Source organism: Streptomyces lushanensis (assembly GCF_001700515.1).
GTDB lineage: Bacteria > Actinomycetota > Actinomycetes > Streptomycetales > Streptomycetaceae > Streptomyces > Streptomyces lushanensis.
The window spans coordinates 1-20,784 of sequence record NZ_MAUD01000104.1 but is presented as its reverse complement, the minus strand read 5'-3'; the positions used below and the strand labels follow the sequence as shown (position 1 = coordinate 20,784).

Annotated in this window: 17 protein-coding genes and 2 pseudogenes; 8 read left to right on the top strand and 11 right to left on the bottom strand. The window is 70.6% G+C overall.

The window, feature by feature from the left end; genetic code table 11:
- Positions 1-28: 28 nt before the first annotated feature.
- Positions 29-748, bottom strand: a complete 720-nt coding sequence (locus tag BFF77_RS10045; protein ID WP_066946588.1) for a DedA family protein — start codon at positions 746-748, stop codon at positions 29-31.
- Positions 749-992: 244 nt separating this feature from the next.
- Between BFF77_RS10045 and gad the strand changes: the two genes are divergently transcribed.
- On the top strand, positions 993-2,429 hold the full coding sequence (gene gad / locus BFF77_RS10040; protein ID WP_066946585.1) for a glutamate decarboxylase: 1,437 nt from the start codon (positions 993-995) through the stop codon (positions 2,427-2,429).
- Positions 2,430-2,519: 90 nt separating this feature from the next.
- Here the strand turns inward: gad and BFF77_RS36745 are convergent.
- From BFF77_RS36745 to BFF77_RS10025, 4 genes and pseudogenes are all read right to left on the bottom strand, one after another.
- Positions 2,520-2,664, bottom strand: a pseudogene (locus BFF77_RS36745) (daunorubicin/doxorubicin resistance ABC transporter ATP-binding protein DrrA); the annotation flags it as partial.
- Positions 2,665-2,795: 131 nt separating this feature from the next.
- A complete protein-coding gene (locus tag BFF77_RS10035) occupies positions 2,796-3,437 on the bottom strand; it encodes a PadR family transcriptional regulator (protein ID WP_066946582.1) in 642 nt (213 codons plus the stop codon).
- Between the two features lie 54 nt (positions 3,438-3,491).
- Positions 3,492-4,958 (bottom strand): aldehyde dehydrogenase family protein, encoded by a 1,467-nt coding sequence (locus BFF77_RS10030; protein WP_066946579.1) that lies wholly within the window; start codon positions 4,956-4,958, stop codon positions 3,492-3,494.
- Between the two features lie 54 nt (positions 4,959-5,012).
- Positions 5,013-5,894 carry a helix-turn-helix domain-containing protein gene (locus BFF77_RS10025; RefSeq protein ID WP_066946576.1) on the bottom strand — a complete coding sequence of 294 codons (882 nt, stop codon included), beginning with the start codon at positions 5,892-5,894 and terminating at the stop codon, positions 5,013-5,015.
- 319 nt (positions 5,895-6,213) lie between these two features.
- Here BFF77_RS10025 and BFF77_RS10020 point away from each other — a divergent pair, with 319 nt between their 5' ends.
- The gene (locus tag BFF77_RS10020; RefSeq protein ID WP_066946573.1) at positions 6,214-6,708 is read left to right on the top strand and encodes an ATP-binding protein; all 495 of its coding nucleotides are present in this window, start codon (positions 6,214-6,216) and stop codon (positions 6,706-6,708) included.
- Positions 6,709-7,122: 414 nt separating this feature from the next.
- Here BFF77_RS10020 and BFF77_RS10015 read toward each other — a convergent pair whose 3' ends face one another.
- Positions 7,123-7,365, bottom strand: coding sequence for a DUF397 domain-containing protein (locus BFF77_RS10015; protein ID WP_079124992.1), 243 nt, complete (start codon positions 7,363-7,365; stop codon positions 7,123-7,125).
- A 258-nt stretch (positions 7,366-7,623) separates the two neighbouring features.
- Positions 7,624-7,879: pseudogene (locus BFF77_RS38155) on the bottom strand (hypothetical protein); the annotation flags it as partial.
- 295 nt (positions 7,880-8,174) lie between these two features.
- Between BFF77_RS38155 and BFF77_RS10010 the strand changes: the two are divergent.
- On the top strand, positions 8,175-8,711 hold the full coding sequence (locus BFF77_RS10010) for a hypothetical protein (RefSeq protein WP_066946566.1): 537 nt from the start codon (positions 8,175-8,177) through the stop codon (positions 8,709-8,711).
- A gap of 89 nt (positions 8,712-8,800) precedes the next feature.
- Here the strand turns inward: BFF77_RS10010 and BFF77_RS10005 are convergent, their stop codons facing one another.
- The 3 genes from BFF77_RS10005 to BFF77_RS09995 form a co-directional block, all read right to left on the bottom strand.
- Positions 8,801-10,018, bottom strand: coding sequence for a DUF2786 domain-containing protein (locus BFF77_RS10005; protein WP_079124991.1), 1,218 nt, complete (start codon positions 10,016-10,018; stop codon positions 8,801-8,803).
- Positions 10,015-10,626, bottom strand: coding sequence for an ATP-binding protein (locus tag BFF77_RS10000; RefSeq protein WP_079124990.1), 612 nt, complete (start codon positions 10,624-10,626; stop codon positions 10,015-10,017). The genes BFF77_RS10005 and BFF77_RS10000 overlap by 4 nt, the downstream gene beginning before the upstream one ends.
- Positions 10,627-10,712: 86 nt before the next feature.
- Positions 10,713-11,627, bottom strand: a complete 915-nt coding sequence (locus BFF77_RS09995) for an NADP-dependent oxidoreductase (protein ID WP_066946560.1) — start codon at positions 11,625-11,627, stop codon at positions 10,713-10,715.
- 138 nt (positions 11,628-11,765) lie between these two features.
- On the opposite strand from BFF77_RS09995, the gene BFF77_RS09990 reads away from it, so the two are divergent.
- On the top strand, positions 11,766-13,493 hold the full coding sequence (locus tag BFF77_RS09990; RefSeq protein ID WP_066946557.1) for a bifunctional 3'-5' exonuclease/DNA polymerase: 1,728 nt from the start codon (positions 11,766-11,768) through the stop codon (positions 13,491-13,493).
- Between the two features lie 25 nt (positions 13,494-13,518).
- Here BFF77_RS09990 and BFF77_RS09985 read toward each other — a convergent pair whose 3' ends face one another.
- On the bottom strand, positions 13,519-14,529 hold the full coding sequence (locus BFF77_RS09985; protein ID WP_066946628.1) for a zinc-binding alcohol dehydrogenase family protein: 1,011 nt from the start codon (positions 14,527-14,529) through the stop codon (positions 13,519-13,521).
- Between the two features lie 138 nt (positions 14,530-14,667).
- On the opposite strand from BFF77_RS09985, the gene BFF77_RS09980 reads away from it, so the two are divergent.
- From BFF77_RS09980 to BFF77_RS09965, 4 genes are all read left to right on the top strand, one after another.
- A complete protein-coding gene (locus tag BFF77_RS09980; protein WP_066946555.1) occupies positions 14,668-14,925 on the top strand; it encodes a hypothetical protein in 258 nt (85 codons plus the stop codon).
- Positions 14,926-15,048: 123 nt separating this feature from the next.
- Positions 15,049-17,943, top strand: coding sequence for a SpoIIE family protein phosphatase (locus BFF77_RS09975; RefSeq protein ID WP_066946552.1), 2,895 nt, complete (start codon positions 15,049-15,051; stop codon positions 17,941-17,943).
- A 298-nt stretch (positions 17,944-18,241) separates the two neighbouring features.
- Positions 18,242-19,504 (top strand): glycosyltransferase family 2 protein, encoded by a 1,263-nt coding sequence (locus BFF77_RS09970; RefSeq protein WP_245703341.1) that lies wholly within the window; start codon positions 18,242-18,244, stop codon positions 19,502-19,504.
- The coding region (locus BFF77_RS09965; protein ID WP_141698408.1) for a right-handed parallel beta-helix repeat-containing protein at positions 19,501-20,784 on the top strand (1,284 nt) is incomplete at its 3' end. The genes BFF77_RS09970 and BFF77_RS09965, both read left to right, overlap by 4 nt.

Here is a 20,784-nt window from a genome sequence, read left to right as displayed (position 1 = left end):
CCGGCTCACGGGCGCGGCGGCGGCCGGGTCAGCGCTTGGCGTGGCGGCCACGGCCGCCGCCCGGAGCGCCGGGAGTGTCCGAGGAGGACGCGGCCGGGTCCTGGTGACCGGCGGTCAGGGCGGCCTTCCTGGACTTGGAGCGGGCCCGCAGGAACTCGATCACGATCGGCAGTACCGAGATCAGCACGATGGCGATCAGGATCATCTCGATGTGCTTGTTGACGAACGCGATCTTGCCGAGCGCGGCCCCGAGCAGGGTGACACCCGCGCCCCAGAGCGTGCCGCCGATGACGTTGAAGATGATGAACGAGCGGTAGTTCATCCGGCTCACACCGGCGATGATCGGCGTGAACGTCCGCACGACGGGCACGAACCGCGCCAGGACCAGCGACTTGGGACCGTACTTCTCGAAGAACTCGTGCGCCTTCTCGACGTTCTCCTGCTTGAAGAGCCGGGAGTCCGGGCGCTTGAAGAGCGCCGGGCCGACCTTCCGGCCGAAGAGATAGCCGACCTGGTCACCGATGATCGCGGCGAACACCACCAGGACACAGACGAGCCACAGGGGGTAGTCGAGCGTGCCCGCCGTCACCAGCAGGCCGGTGGTGAAGAGGAGCGAGTCACCCGGCAGGAAGAAACCGATGAGAAGGCCGGACTCGGCGAAGACGATGGCCAGAACACCGATGAGCCCGAAGGTCCCGATCAGATAGTCCGGGTCCAGCCAGCTTGGTCCGAGCGCAAGGGTGGTCACGGGTTCCGGACTCCTGTGTCGATAGTCGGTCGATCGTCAATTCGGCGTGGTCGGCCGCGCACAAGCTATCAACGCCCCTCCACTCCTCCAGGTTCCACCCGGGCCCCTCGGCTCGCCCCACGGATGCGCCACGGCCGCGTATCGGGCATAAATAGGGAAAACGTCCGCATGAATGCCCCAGCCGCATGGATGCCCCCATCGCGTCGATGCCGCGACCGCGCCGATGCCCCGAGGAGAACCGCCGATGCCACTCCACCGAGGCGCGGACACCAAAGGCGGTGTCTCCGAGGCCGAGCGCGCCGAGCTGCGGAGGCTCTCGCTCAATCCCTTCTACGGTGAGGCCGATCCGATCAGCGGGATGACCTCGGCGCCGCCCACCCACCGGCTGCCCGACGGACCGATCCCGCCCACCGTCGCGTACCAGCTCGTCCACGACGAGCTGATGCTCGACGGCAACTCCCGGCTCAATCTCGCCACCTTCGTCACCACCTGGATGGAGCCGCAGGCCACGGTGCTGCTGTCGGAGTGCTGGGACAAGAACATGATCGACAAGGACGAGTACCCGCGCACGGCCGTCCTGGAGCGGCGGTGCGTGGAGATGCTCGCCGACCTCTGGAACGCGCCGGACCCGGCGGCGGCCGTCGGCTGCTCGACGACCGGCTCCAGCGAGGCCTGCATGCTCGCCGGGATGGCACTCAAGCGCCGCTGGACCAAGCGCAACGCGGACCGCTATCCGGCGCACGCCCGGCCCAATCTCGTCATGGGCGTCAATGTCCAGGTCTGCTGGGAGAAGTTCTGCGACTTCTGGGAGGTCGAGGCGCGGACGGTGCCCATGGAGGGCGACCGCTTCCATCTCGATCCGCAGGCCGCCGTCGGCCTCTGCGACGAGAACACCATCGGTGTGGTGGCCGTGCTGGGCTCCACCTTCGACGGCAGTTACGAACCGGTCGCCGAGGTGTGCGCGGCGCTGGACGCCCTCCAGGAACGCACCGGCCTGGACATCCCGGTCCATGTCGACGGAGCGTCCGGCGGGATGGTCGCGCCCTTCCTCGACGAGGAGCTGGTCTGGGACTTCCGGCTGCCGCGCGTCGCCTCCATCAACACCTCCGGCCACAAGTACGGGCTGGTCTACCCGGGCGTCGGCTGGGCGCTGTGGCGCTCACCCGCCGATCTGCCCGAGGACCTGGTCTTCCGGGTGAACTATCTGGGCGGCAACATGCCGACCTTCGCGCTGAACTTCTCCCGGCCGGGCGCCCAGGTGGTCGGGCAGTACTACACCTTCCTCAGACTGGGCCGCGACGGCTACCGCGCCGTCCAGCAGACGGCCCGGGACATTGCCATGAAGCTGGCCGGGCAGATCGAGGGGCTGGACGCCTTCCGGCTGCTCTCCCGGGGCGACGAACTGCCCGTGTTCGCCTTCACCACCGCTCCCGGTATCGAGAACTTCGACGTCTTCGACGTCTCGGCCCGGTTGCGCCGGCACGGCTGGCTCGTGCCCGCGTACACCTTCCCGGCCAACCGCGAGGATCTCTCCGTCCTGCGGATCGTGTGCCGCAACGGCTTCTCCGCCGATCTGGCCGCGCTGCTCATGGCCGATCTGGAGGCCTTGCTCCCCGAACTGCGCCGCCAGCCGCATCCCCTGGAGCGGGACAAGGCCGCCGCGACGGCCTTCCACCACTGATCGCCCCGCCCCCGGTTCCGCTCCGGGGGCGGGGCCTCCGCGTACGCCCGGGTCCGGCCACGTACGGCCGGCGCGCCAGGGTCCGCGCGCCGTCCGCCAGCCGGTCCGCGTCGCGCAGGACGACATCGATCCGGTCGCCGCCGCACCTGGCCTTGAGTTCGTCCGGAGTGCCCCCGGCGACGACCCGGCCGCTGTCCACCACCGAGACACGGTCGGCCAGTTGGTCGGCCTCCTCCGCCTCGGCCCCGCCGGCCCCGCCGGCCGTGTCCGTCACATCAGCCAATTCCCTCACCACCCCTGCCGGTAATCAAATTTGACTACTACACAGCGAGAGCATGCCCTCGCCCATCGGCCGGTCAAACTTGATTAGTGATGATCCCCCTCGTCGGGGATCCCCGTCGCATACGGGTTGGGCCGGCCTTCCGCGAGCACTCCCACAAAGGGCTCGCCCTCACCCGCGAAGGTGTACGCGCCGTCCTCGATGCGCTTGATCAGGCCCCGGGTCCATTCCGCGCCGGTGTCCGCCGAGTGCACCCACAGATTCATGAGCTCGCCGATGTGCCCGAGCCGGCCCAGGCCCTCCTCGGGCACATAGTGCTCGGTCACCGCGGCCCGCCAGGCCTTGATCCCGGCCACCCGCTCCTTGAGCAGTTCCACGACCTCCGCGCGCGGCAGGTCGACAATGGCGCCGAGTCCCGCCGACAGCACGTCCATCCGCTGGTCGTACGAGGTCAGCGACTCACGCAGCAGCCTGAAGTACTCCGCCCGGCCCGCGTCCGTGATCTCGTACTCGGTACGCGGCGGCCCGCCCGCCGTGCTCGGCGCGACCTCGTGCGCCAGCAGGAGGCCCTGCTTCGCCATCTGCTTGAGCGCGTGGTAGATCGAGCCGGGCTTGGCGTTGGACCACTCGTGGGCGCCCCAGTACTCCAGGTCGTTGCGCACCTGATAGCCGTGGGCCCGCCCGTGCTGACGGACCGCGAAGAGTACGAGCAAACGGATCGCTGACATCCGTCCAGATTATGACCCGCGGCGCGAGGACCGGCCGGGGCCTCGCTCCCGCCGTCAGAGCGGGAACGTCGTACGGCCGTGCTGCACCGAGATCCACTTCTGCGTCGTGAACGCCTCGACCGTCGAGTCACCGTTCAGCCGGCCGAGCCCCGAGAACTTCTCCCCGCCGAACGCCACCAGCGGCTCGTCCTGCACGGTCGAGTCGTTGACATGGATCATGCCGGTGACGATCCGCTTGGCGAACGCCACGCCGCGCTCCACGTTCGAGGTGTGCACGGCCCCGCTCAGCCCGTACGGAGTGTTGTTGGCGAGGCGTACCGCCTCCTCCTCGCCGTCGAACGGGATCAGCAGCACCACGGGGCCGTAGATCTCCTGGCGCATCAGCGGCGAGTCCTCCGAGAGCCCCGCCAGGACCGTCGGCTCCACGAGATTGCCGCGCGTACGCCCCCGTACGAGCGCCGTGGCGCCCTCCGCGAGCGCCTGCTCCACCAGCGCCGTCAGGGCGTCCGCCTGGAACGTGTTGATGACCGGGCCGATCTGGGTCTCGGGATCGCGCGGATCACCGGTCCTGAGCGCGGTCACCTTGGCCACGAACTTCTCGGTGAACTCCCGCTCGACGCTCCGGTCCACCAGGATCCGGTTGGCGGCCATGCCGACCTGTCCCTGGTAGATGAACCGGCTGGCGACCGCCGCGTCCACCGCGTAGTCCAGGCCCGCCTCGTCGAGATCGTCGAGGACGACCAGCGCGCTGTTGCCGCTCAGTTCGAGGATGGCCCGCTTGAAGTTGCTCCCCGCGACGGCGCCGACATGGCGGCCGACCCGGTCGGAGCCCGCGAACGAGATCACCTTGGGCACGGGATGCTCGATCAGCGCGTCGCCGACCTCCGCTATGTCCGTCACCACGACATTGAGCAGTCCGGCCGGCAGCTCCGCGTCCTCGAAGAGCTTGGCTATGAGTCCGCCGCCCACGACGGGCGCGTTCTGGTTGGGCTTGATCACCACGGCGTTGCCGAGCGCCAGCGCCGGCGCCACGGACTTGATCGTCACCAGGAAGGGATAGTTGAAGGGACTGATCACTCCGATGACACCCACCGGCAGCCGGTAGACGCGGTTCTCCCGGCCGTCGACCGGCGACGGCAGGATCCGGCCCTCGGGGCGCAGCGCGAGCTGGATGGCCTCGCGGAGGAACTCCTGGGCGGTGCGGACCTCGTACTCCGCCTTGACACGTGTGCCGCCCAGCTCATCGATGATCGCCTCGATGATGTCGTGCTTGCGCTCCTCGACCAGCCTGAGCACCCGCTCGAAGACCAGCCTGCGCGTGTACGGGTTCGTCCCGGCCCAGTCGCGCTGCGCGCGTTCAGCGGCGCGGTACGCCTCGTCGACCTCGGCCACCGTCGCGATCGTGATGGCCGCTAGCTTCTCACCGTTGTACGGATTGAAGTCGATGATGTCCCACGAGCCGCTGCCGGTCCGCCACTCGCCGTCGATGTACTGGTGGGCCAGATCGGTGAAGTAGGACATGCGATCCCTTACTGCAGGTGCAAACTCCTGATGTGAGGCCATCGTACTGATGTCTCAGATCAGTTGGAGCAGTCCGCGAAGGACATCTCGGCTCTCCTCCGGTCCCGGGCTGTCCGCCTGTAGCCGTCCCATCACCCGTTCGTACTGGGCGACCTCCTCGCGCTTGTCCAGATACAGCGCACTGGTGAGCTGTTCCAGGAAGACGACGTCGGAGAGGTCCGACTCGGGGAAGCTCAGCATGGTGAAGGCGCCGCTCTCGCCCGCGTGCCCGCCGAAGCTGAACGGCATCACCTGGAGCGTGATGTTGGGCTGCTCCGAGATCTCGATCAGATGCTTCAACTGGCCCTGCATCACGGCGCGCTCGCCGTAGGGGCGGCGCAGCGCGGCCTCGTCGAGAATGGCGTGGAAGCGTGGTGCCCGCTCGGAGACGAGGACCTTCTGCCGCTCCAGACGGAGCGCGACTCGGCGGTCGACCTCGCTGCGTGGCGCCTCCGGCTGGCCGCGGGTGACCACGGCGTGCGCGTACGCCTCGGTCTGGAGCAGGCCGTGCACGAACTGCACCTCGTAGATACGGATCAGTGAGGCGGCGCCTTCCAGGCCGATATAGGTCTGGAACCAGCCGGGCAGCACATCACCGAAGCTGTGCCACCACCCCGCGACATTCGCCTCCCGGGCGAGGCCGAGGAGGGCGCCACGCTCGCCCTCGTCGGCGACTCCGTAGAGAGTCAGCAGGTCCTCGATGTCTCTGGCCTTGAAGCTCACCCGTCCCAACTCCATACGGCTGATCTTGGACTCGGAAGCGCGGATCGAGTAGCCGGCGGCTTCACGTGTGATGCCGCGCGTCTCGCGCAGCCGCCTCAGCTGTGAGCCAAGCAGGATGCGCCGCACCACGGAACCGCCCGATTCGGCTGCGGTCACGTCTCCAACCCTCCCCATCGCATGTGGTTCTTCATCGGAGCGCCCCCGAGAACTCCAAGTGCCGGATTCTGCCATCAAAACGCTTCAGCCCGTACTCATTCGATTACGGAAATAAGAAGGCTTTGCGTAGCGAGCAAAACTGGTCACGGGGAGAAACATGTCAGAAACGGTACGGGATCGGTCAAGTCCGGCGCGTGCACGTGCATCTGCCCTTGCATCTGCCCTACGCATTCGGAACCATGGTGCTCGCGCGCCTGCGCGCTCGTTCGTGATTGACGTGATGTGACGCTGGACCACCGCAGTATCGCTACGGCCGCGAATCCCGGGAGTGCCTCGCATGGGGATGAATGGATCGACCATGCTCGAGCCGTTAAGGCAGGGACTTCCGCCGATCGATCCCGCGGGGGCCGCCGGTTCGGCGTCGTGCGCCCTGCCCGCCCGCTACGAAGCGGTGCGCGGGGCACGGCAGTTCACCCGGGCCACCCTGAACAAGTGGGAGCTCGACGACCGTTTCGACGATGTCGCGGTGGTCGTCTCCGAACTGGTCACCAACGCCCTGCGCCACGCGCTGCCCGCCGACACCCCGCGGGAGCCGCACGATCCGCCCGTACGGCTGCATCTGATGCGGTGGACGTCACGGCTCGTGTGCGCGGTACGTGACCCCAGCCACGCGGGGCCCACGACGCGGAAGACGGAGGAGGACGGCGCGGCGGAGTCCGGGCGCGGGCTGTTCCTGGTCGAGTCGTTCAGCGACACCTGGGGATGGCACCCGCTGGCGGGCTCGCTGCACGGCAAGGTGGTCTGGGCGCTGTTCCAGTTGCGGCGGGACTGACTCGCCGCGCTCGCGTACGGGCCGGCTCCCGGCCCGTACGCCCGGCCCCGCGGCCCGCGCTCCCCGCCGATGGCCCGCACTCCGCGCCGGTGGGCCCGCACGCCCGGTCGGTGGCCGGTACTCCCGGCCGGCGGCCCCGTGAGGCGGCCCCCGATCGGCTCCTGATCCCGGTGCGGCGGGACAGCTCGCGGCTCCGCGCAGACCGGACCATCGGTACCGGGCGGGCCAACTAGGTCCAGACCAACCGGGACCGGACCAACCGGACCACCGTGCCGGGGTCACCCCGGGGCACGCGGTGGCCGAATCATGACGTTGTCGTCCTGACACACGGACAGGCCCAAGGAGCCCGACTGCCGGGCGTGGTGCGCGCAGGATCGTTCCTGCGCGCACGGGACGCCCGGCTCGGCGCCTGCCTCAGGCGTCCGCCGTCAGATGATCGAATTCCCCGTCCTTGACGCCCAGCAGCAGAGCCTCGATTTCCGCGATCGTGTATACGAGCGCGGGACCGTCGGGGAAGCGCGAGTTACGCACCGCCACCTCCCCGCCCGGCAGCTTGGCGAACTCCACACAGGATCCTTGGGAGTTGCTGTGCATGCTCTTCTGCCAGACGACTCCGTGAAGCTTTGTGGCCGTTATGCCGTTGTACACGTGGTGCACAGGTCGCTCCCCGAGTTGCAAGGTGCAGGTGTCAACTGTCTCGGATCATAGCTGTGTTTCATGTGCTGATGCATGAGCAAATGCACGTGCACGCGGGGTGTTCCTTTGATTACAGACACCGCACCGAGACGGCCGTCCGGAGCGAATCCCCCCGTGCTCTAGGAAGAGACGCGTTTCACGGCCATTCGGATCCCAATTCGCCGCTCCAGTCTCCACACAGGAGACCGGTACGACACATCGGGGCCCCTCCTGACCTGCTCAGGAGGGGCCTGGAGGGGGATCGACGGCACACCGGGCGGTACGGCGGCAACCCCTTTTCCCGGCGTTCTCGACCGCGCGCTCCGCCGCCCGCCGCCGCCGCGCGCTCACCTGTCGGCCGACGGCCGCGAATCCCTCGGCGGTCCGAGATGAATTTCCGCAACAGATCTGTGTCCTTGTAGTCGATATAGGTGATACCCATGCGGTCCAGTGGATTGGGCCGGACGCGGACGGTTTGCGATCCCGGCGCCGGTCGGACATCGAACCTCCAGCAAGGAGTCGAACGCGGGCGGTAGTCGGTAGTCGCTTCCGGGCGGGCTTCCGGGCGGTATGGCCCGTCGCGTACTCGGTATCGGTGAGCGGACGGGAATCGGGAAGCCGCTCGCCCCTTCCCGCTCGACGCCTTCCCGCGCGGCGCCTTCCCCGTCGGGACCGGCGAGGTGAACACCAGGTGCGTCCGCGCACCCGAAGCGCGCCGGACTTCTGCCGGAAGTGCGTAAGTCGTCCTGGTAGCTTGGCGCGGTCCGGTAACCGACAAGGGGGACTTGAACGTGCAGAAGCTCCTACGGCCCAGCCTCGCCGCGGCGGGCCTCGTCACCGCGCTCGCACTCGCGCTCACGGGCTGCGGCGGTGGCAGCGGCGACGGCGTCGACTCCGGCAAGGACAAGGGCGGCGCGGACGCGCCGAGCGCGTCGGCCGACGGCTCCGGTTCGGACGCGGGCGCGAGTGCCGACACCGGCTCCGGCGGGGCCGGTGCGAGCGCCGTCGAGGGCAGCTGGGCCGGGCTGACCGACGGCAAGGCCGTGGCGCTCTCCGTGAAGGGCGGCAAGGTCGCGCTCGTCGCCGACAGCCATGTCTGCCAGGGCTCGGTGGAGGACATGGGCGAGCCGATGCTCTCCCTCACCTGCGCCGACGGGAACACCGACCGCACGATGGGGTCGATCGAGTCCAACGACGGCAAGACGCTGGTGATCGCCTGGGACAAGGGCAAGAAGGACAAGCTGGCGAAGACCGGCACCGGGGCGCTGCCCGAGGGCCTGCCCGAAGACCTGCCCGAAGACCTGCCGACGGATCTCCCGACCTCGTAGCGGCGGTCGGCCCGGCGCGCGCGAACGACCTCGCGGGGGCCGGTTCGTACGGGCCGCGGTGACCGACCGCGGCACGCGCCACCGTACGGTCAGCCCCGGCCCCCGGGGCGGATACGGGGACGGACGTCCTGGCCCGCGGCCCCGCCCGGCACATGCGCCGCGTCCGCGGCCGAGGTGCCGTGGTGCCAGCCCTCGGCGTCCGTCGCGCCCCGGACCCGGGTCGCCACCGTCTCCGGGAACATCCGGTCCGTACGGTCGGCCACCGCCACGTCCCGCGCCGCGAGCACCGGCAGCAGCGCGCCGCCCTCCGTGTCCGCCGTCGCCTCGTGCGTCGTCCGTGCCGTGGCCTCGGCCAGGCGTTCACCGAGGCGGTGCGCGTACGCCATCAGGAACGACTGCCGGAACGTCTTCGTCCGCTTGCGTCCTCCCGCCCGCTGGGCGGCCTCCGCACGGGTCATCGCCGTCGTTCCCTGCACCAGCAGAGAGGTGTGGAGCAGTTCGACGGCCTCCAGATCGGAGTCGAAGCCGACGACCGTGGAGAAGCCGTAGGCGCTGTTCCAGACGGCGCGGCAGCGGTTGGCCGAGGCGACGGCGTCGAGCAGGATCGCCTTCGCCGTCTCGTAGGGCGCGTCCACACCGATCCGGCAGGCGCCGGGCACATCGCCCCGCCGGGTCCGGTCGGCCAGTACCGCCTCGTCGATGCTGTGCCGCGCCATCAGCTCCTGCGCCTTCGCGGTGAGCGCCTCCGCCTCCTGCGGATAGCCGGTCGCCTCCGCCTTGGCGAGCAGCGCCCGGATCCGGGTGAGCATGCGCGGCTCGCCGTCCGCGGACGGGAGATGGACGGGCGTTCCGGGCACCGGCCCCACCGGTTCGACCGCCGGCAGCCGTGCGAGCAGCAGATACAGCTCCAGTACGGCGGTGGCGTACGAGAAACGGTCGGCCCGGTAGGGCTCCGGGCCCGACTCCCGCGCGATGTCGGCGAGCTGCGCGGCCCAGCGCGGCGCCAGCCGCTCGTACCGCCTCGCCTCCGCCGCTGTCAGCTCCGCGAACAGCCGCAGATGCGGGTCTTCGAGGTCGCGCCGTACGAGCCGTACGACATCGGCGGGCTGCCAGCCGCGCTCCCAGACCAGCCGTACGAACCCGACGCCGCGCAGCCGCAGTTCGGCGTCGGCCGACGGGTCGGCGGCGAGGAGCGAGGCACCGGTGTCGAGGCCCTCGGTCCGCCCGCCGCCCGTCGTGGACAGCACGGCGCGCAGGGCCCGTTCGACGGTCCCCGCACCCGCGCCGCCGGCATCCGTGTCACTCATGGCTCCGATGATCCCAGGTGCGGCCCGCGGTCCTGGGCCGGTGCCGGGTCGGGGTGGGAGGCACTGTCCACAGGCTGTGGACATCCGGCTTCCTCGGTGACACGCCGGGCCACCGCGGGCGCGCCCGGCCAGCGTGGGCGGCGGGCGAACTCGCACCACACCACCTTCCCCCGGACCGGGCCCGCGTGGTCGCCCCAGTCCGCCGCCAGGGCCGTCACCAGCAGCAGGCCCCGGCCCTCCTCCGGGTCCGAGGCGTCCGCCCCGGCCCCCGCCGGTCCGGCCGGCCATCTCGGCGGCGTCCGGGACGGGTCGGCGACCTCGACCCGCAGCCGGTCCTCCGTGCGCAGGATGCTGAGGGAGACCGGACCGCGGGTGCAGCCGCACAGACAGACGCCGTGGCGTACCGCGTTGGTGACGAGTTCGCTGACCACCAGTTCCACGGTGGCGGTCAGCTCGGCGTCGACGCGGCGCAACGCGAGCACCTCGCGGGTGTGACGGCGCGCCCTGGGAGCCGCCTCCGGCTTGTGGGGAAGCGGGATTCGGGTCAGGGGCAGCCAGGACCGGCCGGGGTCGTAGACGCCGTGCACAAGTCCACTGTCAGTGGGCATCGTTACTCTCGGACATCAAAGGATTACTGAGAGCAATCTACGGTGCGTGAGAGGGGTCCGACGTGCCACGTCACCCGTTCCTGAGCTCAGGGCGTGATCACCAGCTTCCCGTTCGCATGGCCTTCCTCGCTCGTCTTCTGGGCCTCGGCCGCGTCCGCGAGCGGAAAGGTCCTGGCGACGCGGAGCCGGAGGGCGCCCTCCGTCGCCAGACGGACGTTCTCGGCCAGCGCGGCACGCTTGGTGCCGGGCGCGGCCACCCCGGCGGAGAAGGCCACCCCGTGGCCGGCCGCGTCCGGGTCGGCGATCGTGATGATCCGGTCCGTGGTGCCGCCGCGCAGTTCGATCGAGTCGGGCAGCGCGCCCTTGCCCGCCACGTCGAAGACCGCGTCCACACCCTGGGTCGCGACCGCGCGGACGCGCCCGACGAGACCCTCGCCGTAGGCCACCGGAAGGGCGCCCAGCGAGCGGAGGTAGTCGTGGTTGCCGGGAGACGCCGTGCCGATCACGGTCGCGCCGCGTGCCACCGCGAGCTGGACGGCCACGGAGCCGACGCCGCCCGCCGCGCCGTGCACCAGCACGGTCTCGCCCCTGCGCACCGCGAGCTGGTCGAGCACCCGGCGGGCGGTCCCGCCCGCGACGGGGACCGCCGCCGCCTCCTCCCATCCCAGGGAGGCGGGCTTGGGTACGACGGTCTCGGCGAGGGCGTACTGGGCATAGGCGCCGGTGGCGGTCCAGCCCACCACGCTGTCGCCGACGGCGAATTCGGTGACGCCCTCGCCCGTCTCGTCCACGACTCCGGCGCACTCCGAACCGGGGATGGCGGGCAGCCGGGTGGAGAAGAGCTGTTCCATCCATCCGTGGCGGATCTTGTAGTCCATCGGGTTGACGCCGGCCGCCCGGACCGCCACCCGGACCTCGCCGGGTCCCGCGTGCGGTTCGTCGACGTCCCCGGTGCGCAGGACGTCCGGGCCGCCGAACTTCTCGAACACTGCCGCTCGCATATCCGCATCCCTTCCCTGTCCGTGCGGGCCGTGGCCATGGTGGTCCTGGCCGTATGTCCGATCCTCCCGTCGTCCGGCCGGGACCGCCTTCCGAGCGGGCGCCGGGGCGATGTCGGACCGGGCTGCGAGACTCGGCGCATGACCGGGAGATGGGCTCTGGCACCGACGGAGGGCGGCGGCGCGCTGCTGGCCCCGCTGGGCGACGACGGCCGGGCGGCGGGGCCCGTGCTGCGCGAGAGCGACCTCGTCACGGCGGTCCGGGCGCGGCTGCCCGAGGTCGGACGGTGGGTGTGGCGGTCGACCACCGAGGTGTATCCACGGCTGCTCGCGGCGGGCGTGCGGATCGAGCGGTGCTACGACATCGAGGTGGCGGAGCTGCTGCTGCTCGGCCATGAGGGACGGCTCGGGGAGCCCCGATCGGCCGCCGCGGCCTGGGCCCGGCTGCGGAACGCGCCGGTGCCGCCCGATCCGCCGGCCCGCTCTGCGGAGCCGGGCTCCCAGTCCTCGCTGTTCGAGCCGCACGCGGGCGCGGGAATTCCGTTCGAGGGACTGCTCGACGTGTACGCGGAACAGCAGCGCAGACACACGGCCGCCGAGCACCCGGGCCGGATGCGGCTGCTCACGGCGTCCGAGTCGGCGGGGATGCTGGTGGCGGCCGAGATGCACCGCGCGGGGCTGCCCTGGCGGGCGGACGTGCATCGCGAGGTGCTGCACGAGCTGCTCGGCGAGCGGTACGCGGGCGGCGGTGAGCCCCGGCGGCTGGCCGAGCTGGCGGACGAGGTGTCGGAGGCGTTCGGGTGGCGGGTGCGGCCCGATCTGCCGGCGGAGGTGGTGAGGGCCTTCGCGCGGGCCGGTGTCAAGGTGCGGTCGACCCGGCGCTGGGAGCTGGAGGAGATCGACCATCCGGCGGTGAAGCCGCTGATCGAGTACAAGAAGCTCTACCGGATCTGGACGGCCCACGGCTGGAGCTGGCTCCAGGACTGGGTGCGGGAGGGCCGCTTCCGGCCGGAGTACCAGCCGGGCGGTACGGTCACCGGCCGCTGGACGACCAATGGCGGCGGAGCGCTCCAGATCCCCCGGGTGATCCGGCGCGCGGTCGTCGCCGACGAGGGCTGGCGGCTGGTGGTGGCGGACGCCGATCAGATGGAGCCCCGTGTGCTGGCCGCGATCTCCCGGGATCCGGGGCTGATGGAGGTGGCGGGACACGACGGCGATCTGTACACGGCGCTCTCCGACCGGGCGTTCTCCGGCGACCGGGCCCATGCGAAGGTCGCGCTCCTGGGAGCGGTCTACGGACAGACCTCCGGCGACGGACTGAAGAACCTGGCCGCGCTGCGCCGGAGATTCCCGCTGGCGGTGGCGTATGTGGACGAGGCCGCGCGGGCGGGCGAGGAGGGCAGGCTCGTACGGACCTGGCTCGGGCGGACGAGCCCTCGGGCGGCCGGTGCGGAGGACGCCGACGAGGCCGGGATCCCGCAGGAGATACCCATGGGAACGGAATCGGGCACGGGGCGGGGGACGGACGGGACGGCGGGCGCCGGCGGTGAGTTCACCCCGGGGTACGCGTCGTCGAACGGCCGGGCCCGCGGCCGTTTCACCCGTAACTTCGTCGTCCAGGGCAGCGCGGCCGAATGGGCCCTGCTGATGCTGGCGGCGCTGCGCAGGGCGACCGCGGACATGCGGGCCGAGCTGGTCTTCTTCCAGCACGACGAGGTGATCGTGCACTGCCCGCAGGAGGAGTCGGCACAGGTCGCGAACGCGATCCGCGCGGCCGGTGAGCTGGCCGGGCGGATCGCCTTCGGAGAGACACCGGTCCGCTTCCCGTTCACGACGGCGACGGTGGAGCGGTACTCCGACGCGAAGTGAGGGGAGCCGCCCCGGCCGGACGCGATCAGAAACCGCTGAGGGTGATCTTGCCGATCGAGGTGCCCGACTCCTGGATCCGGTGTGCCTCACGGAGGTTGGCCGCGTTGATGGGACCGAGGTCGCGTGTGGCGGTCGTCGTCAGGGCTCCCTGGTCCACGAGCCGGGCGATCTGCGCGAGGACATGGCCCTGCCTGCGCAGGTCGGGCGTGCGGAACAACGACCGGGTGAACATGAACTCCCAGTGGAAGGAGACGCTCTTGGGCTTGAGCACACCGATGTCGAGCGAGTCGTAGTCGTCGATCGACACGATGTGCCCGAACGGGTTGAGGACTTCCGCGTACGCCTTGATGTTCCGGTCGGTGGCCGCCGTACCGAAGATGTAGTCGATCCCCTCCGGAGCCACCGCCTTGAGCTGCTCGACGAGGGGGCGATGGTGGTCGACGAGGTGCCGGGCGCCCATCCGGCGGGCGAACTCGACGGTCTCCGGACGTGAGGCGGTGCCGATCACCGTGAGACTGGTGAGCGCCCGCGCGAGCTGTACGACCATGGCGCCGACTCCGCCCGCCGCGGCCGTCACGAGCAGGGCGCCGGTCTGCTCCAGGGCCCCGGTGCGCAGCCCCATCCGGTCGAAGAGTCCCTCCCACGCGGTGAGCCCGGTCAGCGGGAGCGCCGCCGCCTCGGCGTGGCCGAGCGTGGTGGGCTTGAGGCCGACGAGGCGCTCGTCCACGGCGTGGAAGCGGGAGTTGGCCCCGGGCCGGTCGACCGCGCCGGCGTAGTACACCTCGTCCCCGACGCGGAACAGCTCCACCTCGTCACCGACCGCGACGACCGTGCCCGCCGCGTCCCAGCCGAGGACCTTGGGCCGCCCGCCGGGATCGGTGCGCCGGCGGACCTTGCAGTCCACCGGATTGAGCGCGACGGCCTCCACGCGGACGAGCAGATCGCGCGGACCGGGCTCGGGGACGGGCAGTTCGATGTCCTCCAGACTCAGCGGATCGTCGACGGGCAGGCTCTTGCGGTACGCGACGGCGGGCATCGTCGTCTCCGTGAGAGCGCTGTCACGGCTCGTGCCGGTGTTCGCGCCGGAGTTCGCGTTGGTGTTCATGTCTCCACGCTAGGTCCTGTCCGGGCGTCACCCGCGTGCCCTGGAGCGCTTCCGCGCGTTGTACCGATCATGAACTCGCATCGTTTTCTCCTCGCCGCGGCCGGCTCCGCCCTGCTCGCCGCCGTCCTTCCCTCCACGGCCCAGGCGGCCGATCTCGGCGACACCCTGAGCAGCACCGCCCAGACCGCGTCGGCCGTCGGCGAAGAGGCCGGCCCGGTGGTGGAGGGCGTCATCGGCGACAAGGTGAACAGGAAGGTGAATGCCGCCAAGGGCGTCGTCAAGGGCAGCACCGACGCCGTGAAGTCGGGCAGGGAGCTGCTCAGCTAGGCCCTGGCAGTGCCCCGGGCAGCGCCCCGGGGCGGCAGCGGAAGGAGTGGTGCTTGTGCGGGGCAAGGGACACCATGGACCCACAAGCACGCTTCTCATCCGATTTGTATATGATTGGCGCATATGAACGAGCGGCTGGCTTTGCTGAATGCCGTGGACGCCGTTCTCCCGGAGACCGAGGTGCTGCGGCTCGCCCTCCAGCAGGCGGTCGCGGAGCTCGGCGGCCTCGGCGGGGTGGTTCATCTGCGCGGGTCGGCGAACACCCGGCGCATGTATCTGGTGGCCGTCAGTGGTCTGCCCAGGGCGTTCACCCGGTCGTGGGACGGGGCTCCGGACGGCGCTCCGAAGGCTCCGGCGGAGGCCCTGCGCGAGGGCACCACCGTATGGCTGCCCGCTCCCGCCGGTCCCGGCACCGGCATGGTGTCCACGCCGCTCCTCTCCCGGAAGGGACCGTTCGGGGCGCTCTCCGTGGTGACGACCACCCCCGGTGGGCCGGCCGCCGCACAGCAGGAGACCCTGCGGGCCGTCGCGGCATGGGCCGCCGAACGCCTCCGACGCGCCGGGGACCCCGTCGTCACGCCCCCGGATCGGCAGGCCGTGCCGGGGGCGCCCGATGTGCCGGGGTCAGACGCGCCGGGGCCGCCGGAGTCGCCCGAGGCGGAGGACGCGCTCAGGGCGACACGGATCGGTTCCTGGGAGCTGAACGCGCGCTCCGGGCGCCTGCGTGTCGACGACTCCCTGCTGGAGACGTTCGGCTTCGACCCGGACACCTACGACGGCCGGACCGAGACCTGGATGAGCATCATCCACCCCGACGACCGGCCGTGGGTGGCCGGCGAGTGGGACCAGGCGGTGGGTACGTTCGGCCTGATCGACCTGGAGTACCGGGTACGCCGCCCCGACGACGGAACGCTGATGTGGGCCCATGTCCGGGGACGCGCGGAGCCGGACGGCGACGGACGGCCGTCCCGTGTCGTGGGCACGGCGTGGGACAGCACCGAGTCCGGCATCGGCCGTGACGCCATCCGCCGCGCGCTGCGCTTCATGAGCGACGGATTCCTGTCCCTGGACGACACATGGCGGATCACCTTCGTCAATGTGCGGGCGGAGCGCCTGCTCGACTCCTCCCGCCGGCGGCTGATCGGCGCCGTGCTGTGGGACGTGCCGGTGGTACGGCGGGTGCCGGGCCTGGAGTCCCGCTGCCGCGAGACCGCCGCCGGAGCGACCGCCGCGGGCTTCGACGTGGAGTGGCCGGACACCGGGCGCTGGTTCCACATCCGGCTCGTCCCCTCACCCGACGGTCTGGCCTGCTACTTCGCCGACATCACGGAGGCCAGACAGCGCGAGGCGGACCGGGTGGCGGCCGAGCGGCAGGCGGCCGAACGGGCGGCCCGTATCCAGGAGCTGACCGCCGATCTGGCCGAGGCGGTCACCACCCAGGACGTGACCCATGCCGTCGCCCGACGGGTGCTGCGGCCGTTCGGCGCCTCCGGGCTGATCATCCAGGTCAACGAGGACGACCGGATGTGGGTCGTCGGCAGCGTCGGCTATCCCCAGGCGTTCCTGAACAAGGTCAGCGGCGCGTCGATGTCGGTGAGGTCGCCCGGCGCCGACCGGCTGCGCACCCGCGCGCCCTGGTTCTGCGCCACGCCCGAGGAGTACGTACGGACCTATCCGGAGCACGCCGACCGGCCGGGCGCGATCAGCAAACAGGCCTGGGCGTTCCTGCCGCTGATCGTCTCCGGACGGGCCATCGGCGTCTGCGTGATCGCCTTCGACGAGCCGCACCACTTCACCGGCGAGGAGCAGACCTTGCTGATGGCGGTCAGCGGTCTGGTCTCGCACGCGCTGGAGCGGGCCAGGCTCTACGACGCCGAGCACAGCCGGGCCCAGCAGCTCCAGCGCACACTGCTCCCGCAGACCCTGCCCGAGCTGCCCGCCGTCACCGCCGCCGCCCGCTATCTGCCCGCCGGGCAGAGCATGGACGTGGGCGGCGACTGGTACGACGTCATACCGGTCTCCGGCTGCCGGGTCGCCCTCGTCATCGGCGATGTCATGGGGCACGGGCTGCCGGAGGCGGTCACCATGGGCCGGCTCCGTACCGCCGTGAGGACCCTCACCGACCTCGAACTGCCGCCCGACGAGATCCTGATCCATCTCAACGACCTGATCTCCGGACTCGGCGACGACTCCTTCGCCACCTGCCTCTACGCGGTGTACGACCCGACGAGCGGCGTCTGCACCTTCGCCCGCGCCGGCCATCCGCCGCCCGCCGTGGTCCGCCCGGACGGCACCGTGTCCTTCCCCGATTCGGCCCCCGACCCGCCGCTGGGCGCGGCCGAACCGCCCTTCGAGACGGTGGAGCTGACGGTCCCCGAGGACGGCCTGCTGGTCTTCTACACCGACGGCCTGGTCGAGTCGGCCTGCCGTGACATCGACGCCGGGATGGGCCGCCTCGCCGAGCTGCTGGGCGAGCACCCCGACGGCGATCTGGACGAGCTCTGCGACACCCTCACCGCCGATCTGCTCCCGGCCGACCAGCAGAACGCCGACGACACCGCGCTGCTCGTCGTACGCGCCCACCGGCTGGCCGCCGACGCCGTCGCGACCTGGAACCTGCCCGACGATCCGCAGTCCGCGGGCACCGCCAGGAAGCATGTGGGCGAGCAGCTCGCCGCCTGGCATCTCGAAGACCTGGTGACCACCACCGAACTGCTCGTGAGCGAACTGATCGCCAATGTCGTCCGGCATGCCCGGGGCCCCGTACGGCTGCGTCTGCTGCACAGCACGACTCTGGTCTGCGAGGTCTACGACGGCAGCCCCACGACCCCGCGTATCCGGCGCGCCGCCGAGACCGACGAGAGCGGGCGCGGTCTCCAGATGGTCGCCGCGCTCTCCGAGCACTGGGGCACCCGGTACACGGCCACCGGGAAGTGCATCTGGACCGAACAGCCCCTGGTCCTGCCGGACACCGCGGCTCCGCTTATGATCGTGCCCGGCCTGGACGAGGTCGCCTGACCGCCTCCGGCAGCCCTCCCTCTCCCCGGCCCGCCGCCTTCTCCTCCCCCGTCCGTTGCTCACCAACGGTGACCGAGGTGTGGAGGTATCCGGAGAAGAGTGAGTGAACCCTGCGTTTCAGGTGTGAAGAGATACTCACATAGGCCCTAGATTCTCCCGTACAGTTGCGCGTCACGCGCATATCTGACTCAAATCAGTCGCCATGTGGGGTGGGGGGCACGGTTAGGTGTCGGGCTTTTTCGACGAAATATGGTCATGGATCGTCACGGCGGTAGGAGAGACATCGTGGCGTGAGGTGATGCCGCTCGGCCTGGCCGGGGCCTTCGTATGGGCACTGTGGCTCTACCGCGCGGTGCTCTCGCGGTTCGCGAGACCGGTGGTGAACGAGTTCCGTACCACGGTCTCGGTCGTGGTCCCGGCCTACCGCGAGGATCCGGACATCCTGATGGACTGCCTGGAGACCTGGCTCAACCAGGACCCGGCCGAGATCATCATCGTGCCGGACGTGGAGGACACGGAAGTACTGCGCAGGCTGGCGCAGGTGGAGGATCCGCGGGTGCGGGTGCTCGCGTTCGAGCACCGCGGCAAGCGGTCGGCGCTGGGTGTGGGCATCCGGGCCGCGAAGAGCGAACTCGTCGTCCTGGTCGACTCGGACACCCGCTGGCAGCCGGGGCTGCTGGCGGCGGTCCAGATGCCGTTCGTGGATCCCGAGGTGGGCGGCGTCGGCACCCAGCAGAACGTCTATCTCCGGGGCACCAGCGTCTGGCGGCGTGTGGCCGACTGGCTGGTCAACCTCCGTTACTACGACTACGTCCCGGCCATGGGACGGGCGGGCGCGGTGGCGTGTCTGTCCGGCCGTACGGCGGCCTACCGGCGCGCGGCGATCGAGCCGGTGCTGGAGAACCTGGAGAACGAGTTCTTCCTCGGCCGCCGCTGTGTGGCCGGTGACGACGGCCGGCTGACCTGGCTGGTGATCGCGTCCGGCTACAAGACGGTGCACCAGTCGTCCGCGCGGGCGCTGTCGATGTTCCCGTCCTCGCTCTCCGCCTTCGTGAAGCAGCGGGTGCGCTGGAGCCGCAACTCCTACCGCTGCTATCTGACCGCGGTCTACAAGGGCTGGCTCTGGCGGGTGCCGCTGGTCACCAAGATCACCGTGCTCCAGATCCTGCTGACGCCGGTCACGATGGGCATGGCGCTGGGCTATCTCCTCTTCAGCAGGCTGGAGATGAACGGGCGCGGTGTGGTGCTCGTCCTGATCTGGCTCATCGTGGGACGCGGCATCCGCGGCTACTCCCACTTGCGCAGATATCCGCAGGACATCTTCCTGCTGCCGCTGCTGGCGCTGGTGGTCATCATGATTTCACTGCCGATCAAGCTCTACGCCTTCCTCACCATGAACAAGCAGGGCTGGCTGACCCGTACCAGCACCAGCGTGGGCGGCGAGGGACAGGACTCCGCCTCCCTCACCAACGCGGGCCGGGCGGGCGCGTTCCCGGGCGCGGCTTCCGTGCCCGGTCAGGCCTCCGACGCGGCTTCCCGAGCAGGGGTGGTCCAGAGATGACTCACGAGCACGGACATGAGCACGGACGCGGGCACGCGTCCGGGCAGGCGCGCACGCCCGGACACGAGCGCGGGTACGGACGCACACGCGGGCGGTCCGGGTGGCGCAGCCCTCGTACCGCCCGCCTCGCGGCCGTACTGCCGCTCGCCGCAGCCCTGTTCCTCGGCTCCCCGGCGCCCGCGTCCTTCGCCGCGCCGTCCGACGGCGGGGACGGCAAGGACGGGCAGCAGGTCACCACGGCCGAGGACGCGGAGAACGAGACCGCGCTCGTCGCCGCGGAGGACCACCGGCTCGACCAGGTCCGCGCGGTGGCCGCGGTCGCGCCGCTGAAGGGCGACAAGTGGACGCGGCCGTACCGGCTGGAGACCGCGGGCGGGTACACGCTGGTGTTCACCCCGCGCACCCAGCCCTACGGCGTCTCCGATCTGCTCAAACTCGCCCCGCAGACCTTTGTGCGCAGCAAGCGGGACGGCTCGTACCTGCTGACCGAGAACGTCTATCTGCTCGCGGGCGCGAAGCTGAAGCTGTCCAGCCCGGGCGGGCTGACGCTGCGGCTGGCGAGCAACAGCAGGGGCTTCGTCTCCATCGTCTCGTTCGGCGGACGGCTCACCCTGGAGGGCACTCCGCAGGCGCCGATGCGGATCAGCAGCTGGGATCCGGCCACCAACAAGCCCGACACGGACGTCCGGGACGGGCGGGCCTATGTGCGCGCCATCGGCGGCCAGTTCTCGATGACTCACGCCGAGGTCTCCGATCTCGGCTTCTGGAGCGGACGCACCGGCGGTCTCAGCCTCACCGGCACCGACCGGCCCGACACCGGCAACATCAAGTACACGGACGGCGAGCAGGACCTCAACCGGCGCGAGCTGGCGGCGGCCGACGACAAGGCCGAGCAGGAGTCGGAGCAGACGCCGCACGCCGGCGGTGTGATCGCCCAGCCCGCCGGTGAACTGGCCACTCCGGACAGCCGGTTCTCCGTGCCCGATCTGTCCTATGTGTCGGCCGAGATCACCAACTCCACCATCTCGGGCAATCTGTACGGGCTGTTCCTCTCGGGCGCCACCGGAGCCAACATCATCCGGACCAAGGTGATCAACAACCTGGAGGACGGCGTGGTGCTGCACCGCGGCGTCACCAATGTGGTCGTGGACCGTACCGTCTCCCAGGGGAACGGCGGCGACGGTTTCGTCCTGTCCCGCGCCACCCAGCAGGTCCGCGTCACCGGTTCCAAGGCGCTGTCCAACGGCGGCAACGGCTTCACGCTCAGCGGCCGGCCGCTG